This is a genomic window from Oceanimonas aquatica (assembly GCF_030732065.1).
Classification (GTDB): domain Bacteria; phylum Pseudomonadota; class Gammaproteobacteria; order Enterobacterales; family Aeromonadaceae; genus Oceanimonas.
Genome location: NZ_JAVBHX010000004.1, coordinates 58641 through 71604, shown reverse-complemented (window position 1 = coordinate 71604; position 12964 = coordinate 58641). Strand labels below are relative to the sequence as shown.

The window sequence follows — 12964 nt, the reverse complement described above, 5'->3', positions numbered from 1 at the left end:
GCGGCAAGGCCAGAAATCCAGAAACCTCGCGCTGATTGCTCAACCCTCTTTCGCCCGCTCATCGCCCTGGCGCCAGGCGTCGATAAAGCGGTGATAACAGGCCACCAGCAGGTCCGCCTCATGGGCATAATCGGGAACCGTGTCGGGGAAATACAGCGCACAGCGGCTGCCGGCATTTTGTGCGGTTTGCAAGTCAAACAGATAATCGCCCACATACAGAATGTCGGCCGGCGCCAGCTGCCACTGTCGGCAAATTATCTGGATCCCTTCGGGGTGGGGTTTGGGCCTGGCATCATGACGGGTTAATACCAGATCAATGTCGATACCCAGTTTATTGATGGTGAGCTGGGCAGCCTCGGGGATGTTGCGGGTTAAAATCGCCAGCGGCAGCGACCTGGCGCGCAGAAACGCGATCAGCTCCTTCGCCCCGTCCACCCAGCTGGAGCTGTGCGATGCCCGGCATTCGTACTCGTGAATAATGGCCAGCGCCTTTTCTCGCGCCGAAGCATCATTCAGGCTGTCCACATGGGCCAGCACATCGGCCCCGGGGCTCATGCCCAACTCACGGCGCAAGCCCGGAAAATCGGGATTGGAATGGGCCAGGGTGCCATCGAGATCGAAGATAACACCTTGAATATCATGAAATTTAAAATCACTGCCGCGAGTCATCACTGCCCCCTCATTCCCTTTAAAAACCCACCTCACCCGGCCCTGCTCAGTCCAGCGTGACTTCGTAGCCGGTGAACTTGCGCAGGTTGATAACCCCGGTGTCGAGGATCAGATACTGGCCCTTGATGCCGAGCAGGGTGCCGGCCACTTCGGGGTGCTTGTCAAAGTTGTGACTGGTGATTTTGGTGGGGTATTCCAGCACCGGATAGCTGAGTTCCACCACCGGCTCGTCCACCTGAGTAATGGCGTCGTCGCCGTATTTGAGCGAGAGCTCGGCCAGCTTCTCCTTTATTTCCGGCAGCAGGCGCTCGGCTTCGGCTTTCAGGTCCAGCGGGGCCTCCTCCCCCTTGAGCATGGCGCGCCAGTTGGTTTTGTCGGCCACCATGTCGGCCAGCGCTACTTCCACAAAGCCGGACAGCTGGCGGGTGGCCACCCTGAGCAGGGGCAACGCCTGAGTGGCACCCTGGTCAATCCAGCGGGTGGGTACCTGAGTGTGACGGGTAATACCCACCTTCAGCCCGGAGGTGTTGGCCAGGTAAACCACGTGCTGCACCATGCAGTTGCGATCGCCCCACTCGGGCTCGCGGCAGGTGCCTTCAAAGTAGTGACAGGTTTCCGGCTTCATCACGCACATGTCGCAGCGGGCCAGCTTTTTCATGCAGGGAAAGCAGTGCCCCTGGGAATAGCTTTTTTTGGTTTTGCGGCCGCAGGCATCGCAGTAAATGTTGCCGGTAAAGGTCAGCTTCAACGGCTGACCCAGGCGGGCGTTCAGGTCGATACGGTGCTCGCCCAGCGCCAGTTGATAGGCCACGGGGCCGGCCAGGCTGGCCGGCATTTTGATCAGGGTTCCGGTGAGGTTGCTCATGCTTGCTTCTGTGTCGTTATGTTATGAGCCCCATTCTACCAGCCACCGGCACGGGCGTCCCGGTGCCGGGTCAGCGCCCGGCCGCCGCCCGCCGGCGAGACTGCTCGCAGTGCGCCTTGAACTTCTCACCAATCTCGCTGAAGGTGGTGATGTTTTCTTCTGCCAGCCGGGCCGCCAGCTCGGCATCGCCGGCACAAATGGCATCCACCAGCGGCTGGTGGCTGTCGGCAATTTCCGCCGGCTCGTAGGTCACCAGATCGATGTTGAAATAAATCAGCATCTGATTAGCCACGTTCTGATAGATGCCGTAAAGCCGCTGGTTTTCACTCAGCTCCACAATCAGGCTGTGCAGCTGCAACTCCATGCGGCTCAGCTCCTGGCTGTCCACGCCCGGGGTGGCGGCCTTTTCCAGAAACAGCGCCATCATGTGCTGCAACCGCTGGCGGCCCTCATCATTCAAACGCTCGGCGGCCAGCCAGGCGGAGCGCGGCTCCAGTGCCACCCGCAGATGGAAGATCTCCCACAGATCATGCTCGTTCAGATCGATCACCTGCCAGCCCACATAAGGGGTCTGCACCACTATGCCCTCGTGGGCCAGGGTGTTCAGCGCCATGCGAATGGTGCTGCGCGACAGCTCCAGCTCCCGGGCCAGGGCACTTTCCACCAGCTTTTGTCCCATTTGGTAATGGCCGCTGAGAATGAGCTCGCGCAGGTAGTCGGCGGCTTGTTCTTCCAGACTGCTTTTAATGATTTTTTTCATTACATATCAATCGTTAGGGTGAATCGAGCAGGAACATTGTACAGGATTCTTCACCACCGGGGTGATACTCATCCGCCGCTCCGGCCCACAAAGCGCGGCACCGGAGCGCCAAAAAACAGACACATTGGCACTGTTCCTCGGTTTTGACCTATGTCAAAATCGCCGACCGTAGATTGTAGGACAATCAGCAAAAAGGATCAGGTGAACATGACAATCAAAGCCATTCGGTTACACCGACAGGACAATGTCGCCACCTTGCTGAGTGATGCGGGCAAGCATCAGACAGTGGAGGTCATCGACGATAACAACCAGCGGGTGGGCAGCTTTCAGACGCTGCAGGCCATTCCCTTTGGCAACAAGATGGCGCTGAACGCCATCGCGCCTGAAGAACACATCGGCAAGGCCGGCTACAACATCGGGATCGCGATCAGGGCTATTCCCGCCGGTGAGCTGGTGCATGTGCAAAACGTGCGCAGCAGCCGGGTTGATATTCCGGACAGCATCATCGAACAGATCATTCAGCAAATGCGGATCGAAACCGAATGAAACAGCAATTTCAGGGGTACCGGCGCGCCAATGGCCAGGTCGGGATCCGCAATCATATTCTGATCCTGGCCGTTGATGAGTGTGCCGAAGGCATCGCCCAGGCCATTCGCCAGAAAGTAAGCGACTGCGTCATCGTCACCAACCATTACACCTGCATGTATGGCGGCAACGAAGAGCTGGTCAATATCATGACAGGCGCCGGCCTCAACCCCAACGTGGCGGGCGCGCTGATCCTCAACATGGGCTGCGGCAGTATCGATCCGGCGCTGATCGCCACCCCGCTGGAGCAGGCCGGCAAGCCGGTGCGCCGGCTGTCGATCATCAAGAACAACGGCACCCGCCAGACCATTCGTGACGGCATCGCCCTGGCTCAGGAACTGGTGGCGCTGGCCGAAGCGGTACCGGTCGAGCCGGTTTCCATCAGCGAGCTGCTGGTGGGCGTCAAATGCGGCGGCTCCGATACCAGTTCCGGCATTGCGTCCAACCCGGCGGTGGGCCGGGCAGTCGATGCCCTGGTGGATGCCGGCGCCAGCTGCGTGGCCGGCGAGCTGATTGAACTGATCGGCTGTGAAGACATTCTGCGCCGGCGGGCGGTCAGCCCGGCGGTGGCCGACAAGCTGGAACGGCTGATCCTGGAAGAAGAACGGCGCTGGCACGTGCCCGGCACAGAAGTGGAAACCATGAGCATCGGCAACAGCGTCGGCGGCCTGACCACCCTGGAAGAAAAGGCCCTGGGTGCCCTGCATAAAACCGGTACCCGCCCCATTCAGGACGTGCTGCGCATTACCCCGCAGGGCATTGAACAGCCACAGGCGCCGGGCATGTACCTGTCGGAGACCACCCACCTGTGTGGTGGCTCGGGCATGCACTTCGCGGCCCTGGGTGCCCAGGTGATTTTGTGGACCACCGGCGGCGCCGGTTTCAGCAATCCCATAGTGCCGGTGATCCGGGTCAGCGGCAATGCATCACTGATCACCGAAGACATCGACGTGGACGTAAGCGGCATCATGTCGGCCACCCAAAGCGTGGAACAGGCCGCCGAGCGAGTGCTCGACTGCCTGGATCGCGTGATCGACGGCGAGCAAACCGCCATCGAGGAAGTCGGCTTTGCCTACTGCTCGCTTTACCAGAAGGAGCAGCGCCTGGAAACGCTGATCCATACCCAACCGGTTTAAGAGGTTTCGATGCGTATTACCGATGTAGAAGTCATTTGTCTGCGGGTGCCCGCGGCGGATCAGGAGTGCGAGTGGGGCGAGGATGCGGTCATTGTGCGCGTGCACACCGACACCGGCCTGATTGGCGTGGGCGAAGCCGACAGCTCCCCGGCCGTGATCAAGGCCTGCATTGAAACGCCTCAGTCCAATCTCTATTGCCATGGCCTGCGCGCACTGCTGATCGGCGAAAACCCGCTGGAAATCGAGCGGCTGTGGAACAAGATGTACTGGGCGTCCAACTACGTGGGTCGCCGCGGCGCCGGCATTCATGCCATCAGCGCCATCGACATCGCGCTGTGGGACATTGCCGGTCAGTTTTACCAGGTTCCCCTGCATACCCTGCTGGGCGGCCAGTACCGCGACAGGATCAAGGCCTACGGCACCTTTATTCCCGACGCTGATCCCGAGGCCAACGGCGCCATTGCCGCCGATCTCGTGGCCCAGGGCTTTACCAGCATCAAGTTCGGTGGTGGCGTGTTCGGCGACGATCCCGATACCGATGTGCGCATCGTCAAGGCGGTGCGCGAGGCGGTGGGCGAGCACATAGAGGTGCAGATCGATCTGGCCTCCAAGTGGCGCACCTCGGGCCATGCCGGCTACATGGCCGAACGGCTGGCGCCCTATAACCTGAACTGGATCGAAGAGCCGGTGCTGGCCGACGATCTGGCCGGCTACAACAAGCTTGCAGGCAGGCTCAAGGCCAAGCTGGCCGGGGGCGAGTCGCTCACTACCCGTTACGAATTCAAGCATTTCCTGGAGCATTCCGGGGTCGATATCGTGCAGCCGGACATCACCCGCTGTGGCGGCATCACCGAAATGAAAAAAATCTACGACCTGGCTCAGCTGCACGGCGTGCAGCTGGTGCCCCACGGTTTCAGTACCGGCATTCTGCTGGCCGCCTCGGTGCACTTTCTCGCGGCCTGCGAGCACGGCACCCTGATGGAATATTCCCAGAGCCAAAGCCCGCTGTTCACCGATCTGGTGGCCAACCGTCTGCCCTTTGAAAACGGCCATGTACCCGTGCCGATGTCACCCGGACTGGGTATCGAACTCAACGAAGACATCATCGGCCGCTACCGCGTGTAATAAACGAAATGGAATCATTCGCTATGAAACAACAGAGAAAAAGCGTCGACAAACCGCTGATGCTGATAAGCCTCACCACCATCTTTTTTATCGTGGCAGGCCTGTCACTGTACCCCGAACAGGGTAACGACGTGGCCAAGATGCTGTTCAGCGGTATCACCGAGCAGTTCGGCTCCGTGTATCTGCTGTTCGGCTTTTTCAGCGTGATTGCGCTGGCCTGCATTGCCTTTGGCAAGCACGGCAACATTCGCCTCGGCGACAACAAGCCCCAGTACAGCCTGTTCACCTACCTGGCCATGATGATCTGCGCCGGCCTGGGCTCGGCCACCGTGTACTGGGCCTTTCTGGAGTGGGGCTATTACTACATGGATCCGCCCTACAATATCGAAGCGAATTCGCCGCTGGCGGCGGAATGGGCCACCAGCTACAACATGTTCCACTGGGGCATTTCGGCCTGGTCGCTGTACTGCATCGCCTCGCTGCCGGTGGCCTACTCCTTTCATGTGCGCAAGAACCCGCAGCTCAAGCTCTCCGCGGTGTGTGAAAGCATCATGGGCCGCTATTACACCACGGCCGTGGGCAAGACCATCGACACCATTTTCATCTTCAGCTGCGTGGGCGCCATGGGCATTACCCTTGGGCTGAGCGTGCCCATGGTGACCGAAGGCATCGCGTCCCTGCTGGGCACCAAAAGCAGCTTTGGCATGAACCTGGGCCTGATGCTGGCCATTACCGCCCTGTTTACCGTCAGCTCCTACGTGGGCATTGAAAAGGGCATGGCCAAGCTGAGCGACATGAACACCAAGCTGGCGGTGCTGTTTGTGCTCGCCATTCTGGTGCTGGGCCCGACCACCTTTATCATCGACCAGTCGGTGAACGGCTATGGCCTGATGCTGCAGAACTTCATTCGCATGAGCCTGTGGACCGATCCGGTGGAAGGCGGCTCCTTCCCCACCTCCTGGACCGTATTCTACTGGGCCTACTGGATGACCTATGTGCCCTTTATGGCGCTGTTCGTCACCAAGGTGTCGGCGGGCCGCACCCTGAAGGAAGTGATCCTCAGCATGGTGGTGGGCGGCAGTGCCGGCTGCTTTATCTTCTTTGGCGTGCTGGGCAGCTACAGCATGAGCACCCACCTCAACGATCTGGTCAACGTCACCGAGTCCATCAACAGCATCGGCGGCTCGGCCACGGTAGTGGAAGTGCTGCGGACCCTGCCGTTCAGCGCCCTCTTCATCATGGTGTTTGCGGTCATGTCCATTCTGTTCCTGGCCACCACCCTGGACTCTGCCTCCTTTACCCTGGCAGCCACCGCCTCCAATCAGCTGGATGAAAACGCCAACCCGCCCACGGCGCTGCGGCTGTTCTGGTGCCTGATCCTGGCGGCGGTGCCCCTGGCGATGATGTTTATCGACGCTCCCCTGAGCACGGTACAGACCATGGCCATCGTCACCTCACTGCCGCTGATGCTGGTGATCTTCATCATGCTGTACGGCTTCTTCCGCTGGCTCAATGGCCGGGAAACCGAGAGTGTGGCGCCAGCCCAGCAGGCGGAACAACCGGCCGTGGTTGCAGTACCGGCCGACTGACCGGCTGCCGGTAAAGACAATCACAGGGCGGAAGCGCAGGCTTCCGCCCTTTTGCTTTTTGGGCGCCCGCTTCCATACTCAGCCCCATGGATCATCAATCAGCGAGCACACCATGGCCCATGTTCACTACCCCCGCCTGACCCACCTGGCCCTGCATGTGCGGGATCTCGACGCCTGCCTGACTTTTTACACGGAGTTTTGCGGCCTGACAGAAACCCACCGGCGGGAAAGCGGCCCCCAGACCATCGTCTGGCTGGCGGAGCCGGGCCGGGAGCAGGACTTTGTGTTTGTGCTGATGAACGGCGGTGAGGATCTGCAGCTGGGTGCACGGGACTACCGTCACTTCGGCTTTACCCTGCCCAGCCGCGAGGCGGTGGATGCCCTGGCCGAGCGGGCCGAACAGGCGGGCTGCCTGCTGTGGCCGCCCCGGGACGAGCCCTTTCCGGTGGGCTACTACTTTGGCGTAAAGGATCCCAACGGCAACCAGGTGGAGTTCAGCTTTGGTCAGCCCCTTGGTCCGGCTGCCGCACCAGCGCCGGTTGCGTAACGGGCTCGATAAAGTCTACCGCGCCCTCGGCGGTGATCTGCTGCACGCACACCGGCTCGCCCTGCTCGTTAAAGCGCACATAGCCGATGCCGGCGCGGTTCAGCAAGCGCTCGCCCGTTGAGGCCCCCACCGGCGAATGGGGGGTAATGCGCAGTTTGCGCCGGCGGGTAAACCAGTTCAGCGGCGAGCGCGGCGCATAGAGCCAGCGGTTAAGCCGGTCGAGCACGTCCAGCAGCCGGCGGGGAAACTCGTTCTTGATGCCGCTGCTGGTGATCTGCCAGATATGGGGCTCGCCGCCCCGGTGGCGCAGACGTATGTCGTACATAAAGGAGTAGTGCACATCGCCGGAGAGGATCACGTAATTGGCCGGGGTGCGGGCATGGCGAAAGATGTTGAGGATCACGTTGGCGGTGCCCTTGTGGGCCATCCAGTTTTCCGCATCCACCAGCAGCGGCTTGCCCAGCCAGGTAAAGATCTTCTGAATCACCTCGATCAGCTTCACCCCGAACACCGGGGTGGGTGACACCACCACCACCGACTCCTGATTGAGCATTTCACCCTGCAGCTCGGTCAGCGCCTCCCAGTCCATCAGCCCGGACGGCCGGTTCAGGCTGGACTCGGAGCGCCAGCGCCGGGTACGGGTATCGAGCACCAGCAGCCGGGGCTGAGTGTCGAGCTGGTATTGCCAGCCGTCAAACGTCAGCAGGGTATCGATCAGTTGATCCTGACGCTCACCGTCCGGTTGCTCGCTCCAGGCCTGTAATCGTTCCAAAGGATCGCCGGCAAAGGCATCGGGATCATTGCCCCAGCCCTGGCAGATCAGGTAACCGGCAAGAGCGTTGCCGATGATCCGTTTGGAGAACGGATGGCCATAGGCGCTTTGTTCCCAGCCGGCGGTGAGGTTCCAGTCGTCGGTCACGTCATGATCGTCAAAGATCATCAGGGTGGACATATGGGCCAGCAGCCGGCGCACCGCCGGCAGGCCGTCCACAAAAGCCGCCAGCCGCTCCCGCTCGTGCCGGTAACGTTCGGCCAGATCCCCGTCAAGCTGCGGACGATCCTCGGGCAGCAGCTGCCAGGGCACCGGCGACCACACCAGCAGGTACATGGCCAGCACCTCGGCCAGGGTGATCAGGTGGTTGGCGGCACTGCTGGTGGTAAAGATGGGCTTGCGCGCCCCTTCAAAAAAACGCTTTTGCAGCGGCACGTTTTCCCGCGTGCCGGGCAGCAGTTGCTCGCGCCGGTAATAGTTGAGCGGGCTGGCAAAAAGCTCGTCGCTGTCGGCCACCAGGGCGCCCTCCAGCTCCTCGCCATACAGCCCCAGCTTCCCGATCAGCTGATGAATGGCGGTGAGCATGGGGCCGGCCACGTCGTCGGCGTAGATCTGATCCCCGCTCAGCATGAGTTGCGCCGGACGCTGGGCCGGCTGGCTGTGACGCTCACCGAGCCAGGCGTCTGCCGCTACCAGGCCATCGGGCGCGGCGTGGTGAGGCTTGCGGCAGGAACCGTGCAGCAGGCTGTCGAGCTTGCTGCGGATCACCAGGCTGGGCAGGCTTTCCCCTTCATAACACAGCTCGCGCCCCCACTCGGCCATGCCGTGCCAGTCCTGCTCGCCCGGCCGGCGCCACTGCAGATCGTAAGACAGGCGCGTGTCGGTGGGCAGGGGCTCATCCAGGCGCAGGTCCAGCAATTGAATAAAACAGGACTCCCCCACCCGCAGCTGCCGCTGGCCCTCGCCGGAAAACAGCAAAGGCTCGCGGTCGGGCAGGCACAGGCGAAAGGCCAGCTCTTCGCGGCTGGCCAGCCAGAATACCAGGCGTGAAGGGTCGGCCCGGCGCAACAGCGGGCCGGCAAGAATGGTGAGGTTCATAACGAGTCCGTATGTTTACATCTGCGCTCATCATACCCACTGGCACTGAGCCTTGAAAGAAAACCGGGCTCAAGCCCGGACGCTTTCTGCCGTTAACCCGGTATTGATTGCTCATAGGGTTAACTTATTTTGTACCGACCCAAATGACATTCATAAAACAAAATGATAAAAATATGTAAACAAATCTAGGGTGGTATCAAGGATGAAACGACTTTCCATCAGGCAAAAAATTCTGTTGCTGGCGTTGTTGCCGTTGCTGCTGCTGGCCGCTGTCAGCACCTGGGTCAATGTGTCCCAGTCGCTGCGGCTGAAAGAGCTCAGCGGCCAAAGCCTGCATCAATCCCTTTTTGAGTCCCGCAAGCAACAGCTCTCCAACTACATGGAGCTGGCCATTACCAGCATTCAGCCGCTGCTGGCCCGGGGCGACACCACCATCGCCAAGGAGCAGCTGCGCCGGCTGCGCTTTGACCAGGGCTCAGGCTACTTTTTTGTCTACAACCATGACGGTGTACAGGTGGTCAGCGCCGACAACCCGGCCCGGGAAGGCAAGAACTACTTCAATTCCACCAGCCCGGATGGCCGCCATCTGGTGCAGGAATACATAGATCTGGGCCGTAATGGCGGCGGCTATGTGGAATACAAGTGGCCCAAGCCCAACAGCAATCAGGGCTCGCCCAAGCTGGCCCATATCATGCCCATTCCCGGCACCGACTGGCTGCTGGGCACCGGTTTTTACATCGACGACCTGCTGGCCACCGTGGCCCGGCTGGAGCAGGAGCTGTCGGCCTCGGTGCGTCAGGGCCTGATCAACTCGGCACTCTCCGCCACCTTGCTGCTGGCGCTGATCGCCGCCGTGGGCCTGGTCATCGCCCGGGGCATTCACGCCCCCATTCGTCAGGCGGTGCACACCATGGAGAACATCGCTCAGGGAGAAGGGGATCTGACCCGCCGGCTCGACGCCAACCAGCAAAACGAACTGGGCACCCTGGCCCGCTCCTTTAATCAGTTTGCCGGCCAGATCAGCGATCTGGTGCAGAACACCCGCCATTCCGCTGACACCCTGCAGCAGGCCAGCAACGAGCTGCAGCGCTTTATGGAAGAAACCGAGGCCGGCATCGATCGCCAGCATCACGAGAGCGACCAGCTGGCCACCGCCATGAACCAGATGTCGGCCACCGCCCAGGAAGTGGCCAGCAGCGCCGCCAACGCCGCCGAGGCCGCCGAACAGGCCGAAACCCTGGTGAACAACGCCCAGCAGCAGCTGCAGGGCGCCATTACGGTGATTGATGGGCTGGAAAACCAGGTTGCCGCCGGGGTCGACATCATTCAGCGGCTGGGTCAGGAATCGGAGCAGATTGGTACCGTGCTCGACGTGATCCGCGGCGTGGCCGAGCAGACCAACCTGCTGGCGCTCAACGCCGCCATCGAAGCGGCCCGGGCCGGCGAGCAGGGCCGTGGCTTTGCGGTGGTGGCCGACGAGGTGCGCACCCTGGCCGGCCGTACCCAGACCAGCACCGAGGAGATTCACACCATGATCACCCGGCTGCAGCAGGGGGCCAAGGAAGCGGTGCAGGCCATCGAGACCATTCGCGACGGCTCCAGTCACACCGTGACCGAGGCCCGCCGCATCGACGAGGCCCTGCTCGACATCGGCACCGCGGTGAACACCATCAACCTGATGAACGCCCAGATCGCCAGCGCGGCGGAAGAGCAGACTCAGGTATCGGAAAGCATCAACACCAACGTGCATCAGATTGTGGCCATTGCCGAGCAGACCAACGCCGGCTCCAGGGCCGCCACTCAGACCAGTCGCCAGCTGGGCGATCTGGCCAGCCGGCTACAACAACTGGTGGGACGCTACCGCACCAGCTAAAGCCGTGCGGTAAGCCGGTTGAATGTGGCCAGCTTATGCCGCACTGTAACAGCTGGTAGGACGCTACCTCACCAGCTAAGGCCTCGCGGTCACCCGGTGGAATCTGGCCAGCTTATGCCAGAGCCGCAACAGCTGGTAGGACGCTACCGCACCAGCTAAGGCCTGTTCACGCCGGCGGCCTCAACCGCCGGCGTGCGCATTCTCTGGCCACTTTATCCCCCCTTCTTTACACTGGGGCTCCGTTTCCTTCGGAACCTTTACTTCATGCGCGAAAAAATCGAGCAACGTTCTTTTCTGTTTACCCTGCTGCTGGTCAGCCTGCTGTTCGGGCTGGTGCTCAGGCCCTTCTGGGGCGCCATTTTCTGGGCCTGCGCCATCAGCGTGATTTTCTATCCGCTGCAAAACGCCATCATGGCGCGCATCGGCGACAAGCCCAACCGGGCAGCGCTGCTGACCCTGGCGTTCTGCGTGATCATCGTGGTGCTGCCGGTGCTGTTTATCGCGGCCTCGTTCGCCCAGGAAGGGCTGCTGCTGTACCAGCGCATCGATCAGGGTGAAATCAGCCCCGGCAAGCTGCTGGAGCAGGTGCGCACCGCCTTTCCGCTGCTGCCCGATCTGCTGGGGCGGCTGGGCATCGATCTGGACAGCGTGCGCGAAAAGCTGTCGGAGGCGGCAGTCACCGCCAGCAAACTGCTGGCGGGCAAGGCGCTTAACGCCGGTCAGAGCACCTTTACCTTTGTGGTGGACGTGGCGCTGATGCTGTATCTGACGTTCTTTTTACTGCGTGACGGCCATCAGCTGACCGAGCTGCTGGTGCGGGCCCTGCCCCTGGGAGATGCCCGGGAGCGCACCCTGTTTGCCAAGTTCTCGGAAGTGACCCGGGCCACGGTCAAGGGTAACATTCTGGTGGCCATGGCCCAGGGGGCCCTGGGCGGCTTTATTTTCTGGGTGCTGGACATTCCCGGGCCGCTGCTGTGGGGCGTGGTGATGGCGTTTCTGTCACTGATCCCGGCCATTGGCGCGGCCCTGGTGTGGCTGCCGGTGGCCATCTACCTGTTTGCCACCGGCGAATGGGTTTCGGGCAGTGTGCTGGTGGCCTTTGGCGCCCTGGTCATCGGCCTGGCCGACAACGTGCTGCGCCCGCTGCTGGTGGGCCGCGACACCAAACTGCCCGACTATCTGGTGCTGTTCTCCACCCTTGGGGGGATCAGCCTGATGGGCATCAACGGCTTTGTCATCGGCCCGCTGGTGGCGGCCCTGTTTCTGGTGTTCTGGGATATCTTTATGCGCGAGTTCAACGGCCACGAGCTGGAGGACTGAGGCCCTGGGCCCCCGCCTTCGCGGGGGCGACGCGTAAACAAAAAGGCCCGCATTCATTGAATGCGGGCCTTTTAACATCAGCGGGCTGTGGCTCAGTCCAGTTCAACGGTCAGTTGTACCGACTCGTCAAAGAAGAACTCGTCACAGTTGTTGCCCGGACCACTGCGATCCACCACCAGAAACTCGTCGTTGTCACGCAGCGCCATGATCGGATGGTGCCATACGCCTCTGTGGTAGTTCACACCCTGGCGACCGGTGGCGCGGAAGGCGCGTACGGTGGACGGGTCTATGTTCATGCTGCCGTCGCCAACCGGGGCAACCACCAGCAGGAAGTCGTGACCGAACAGCGGAATGAAAGACTGGGATCCAAACGGGTGGCGCTCCAGCATTTTCACCTGCAGCGGATATTCCAGGGTTTCAGCACGGAAAATGTTGATGATGCCCTGGCCCTGTTCGTCCAGCTGCACTTCGCCCAGCTTGTGGTAACGCTGAGTGGAGCCGTTGTTGATCATGAAGTAGTCACGACCTTCGGATTCGATCACGTCACCAAAGGGAGCAAAGGCTTCCTTGGTCAGCGGCTCGATCTTGAGAGTTTTGATCATTACTGCCTCCTGCAGAGAAGAAG

At 61.2% G+C, this 12964-nt stretch carries 12 protein-coding genes; 7 read left to right on the top strand and 5 right to left on the bottom strand.

The window, feature by feature from the left end; translation table 11 throughout:
- Nucleotides 1-39: 39 nt before the first annotated feature.
- The 3 genes from Q9290_RS07195 to Q9290_RS07185 form a co-directional block, all read right to left on the bottom strand.
- A complete protein-coding gene (locus Q9290_RS07195; protein WP_306079163.1) occupies nucleotides 40-669 on the bottom strand; it encodes an HAD family hydrolase in 630 nt (209 codons plus the stop codon).
- A 46-nt stretch (nucleotides 670-715) separates the two neighbouring features.
- A complete protein-coding gene (locus Q9290_RS07190) occupies nucleotides 716-1534 on the bottom strand; it encodes a DUF2797 domain-containing protein (protein ID WP_306078962.1) in 819 nt (272 codons plus the stop codon).
- Between the two features lie 70 nt (nucleotides 1535-1604).
- Nucleotides 1605-2294 carry a GntR family transcriptional regulator gene (locus tag Q9290_RS07185; protein WP_306078961.1) on the bottom strand — a complete coding sequence of 230 codons (690 nt, stop codon included), beginning with the start codon at nucleotides 2292-2294 and terminating at the stop codon, nucleotides 1605-1607.
- 207 nt (nucleotides 2295-2501) lie between these two features.
- Between Q9290_RS07185 and Q9290_RS07180 the strand changes: the two genes are divergently transcribed.
- The 5 genes from Q9290_RS07180 to Q9290_RS07160 all read left to right on the top strand — a co-directional run bounded on the left by Q9290_RS07180 (nucleotide 2502) and on the right by Q9290_RS07160 (nucleotide 7276).
- Nucleotides 2502-2840, top strand: coding sequence for a hypothetical protein (locus tag Q9290_RS07180; RefSeq protein WP_306078960.1), 339 nt, complete (start codon nucleotides 2502-2504; stop codon nucleotides 2838-2840).
- Nucleotides 2837-4015: a UxaA family hydrolase gene (locus Q9290_RS07175; protein WP_306078959.1), complete on the top strand. Its 1179-nt coding sequence runs from the start codon at nucleotides 2837-2839 to the stop codon at nucleotides 4013-4015. The genes Q9290_RS07180 and Q9290_RS07175 overlap by 4 nt, the downstream gene beginning before the upstream one ends.
- A 9-nt stretch (nucleotides 4016-4024) precedes the next feature.
- A complete protein-coding gene (locus tag Q9290_RS07170; protein WP_306078958.1) occupies nucleotides 4025-5140 on the top strand; it encodes a mandelate racemase/muconate lactonizing enzyme family protein in 1116 nt (371 codons plus the stop codon).
- Between the two features lie 23 nt (nucleotides 5141-5163).
- Nucleotides 5164-6729, top strand: coding sequence for a BCCT family transporter (locus Q9290_RS07165; RefSeq protein ID WP_306078957.1), 1566 nt, complete (start codon nucleotides 5164-5166; stop codon nucleotides 6727-6729).
- A 112-nt stretch (nucleotides 6730-6841) separates the two neighbouring features.
- Complete coding sequence (locus tag Q9290_RS07160) at nucleotides 6842-7276, top strand: VOC family protein (protein ID WP_306078956.1); 435 nt, start codon at nucleotides 6842-6844, stop codon at nucleotides 7274-7276.
- On the opposite strand, the gene Q9290_RS07155 is transcribed toward Q9290_RS07160, so the two are convergent.
- A complete protein-coding gene (locus Q9290_RS07155; protein WP_306078955.1) occupies nucleotides 7224-9146 on the bottom strand; it encodes a metallophosphoesterase family protein in 1923 nt (640 codons plus the stop codon). The genes Q9290_RS07160 and Q9290_RS07155 overlap by 53 nt on opposite strands.
- Before the next feature lie 202 nt (nucleotides 9147-9348).
- Here Q9290_RS07155 and Q9290_RS07150 point away from each other — a divergent pair, with 202 nt between their 5' ends.
- Nucleotides 9349-11019, top strand: coding sequence for a methyl-accepting chemotaxis protein (locus Q9290_RS07150; protein ID WP_306078954.1), 1671 nt, complete (start codon nucleotides 9349-9351; stop codon nucleotides 11017-11019).
- A gap of 264 nt (nucleotides 11020-11283) precedes the next feature.
- On the top strand, nucleotides 11284-12339 hold the full coding sequence (locus tag Q9290_RS07145) for an AI-2E family transporter (protein ID WP_306078953.1): 1056 nt from the start codon (nucleotides 11284-11286) through the stop codon (nucleotides 12337-12339).
- Nucleotides 12340-12431: 92 nt separating this feature from the next.
- Here Q9290_RS07145 and Q9290_RS07140 read toward each other — a convergent pair whose 3' ends face one another.
- A complete protein-coding gene (locus Q9290_RS07140) occupies nucleotides 12432-12941 on the bottom strand; it encodes an ureidoglycolate lyase (RefSeq protein ID WP_462806085.1) in 510 nt (169 codons plus the stop codon).
- Nucleotides 12942-12964: the final 23 nt, after the last annotated feature.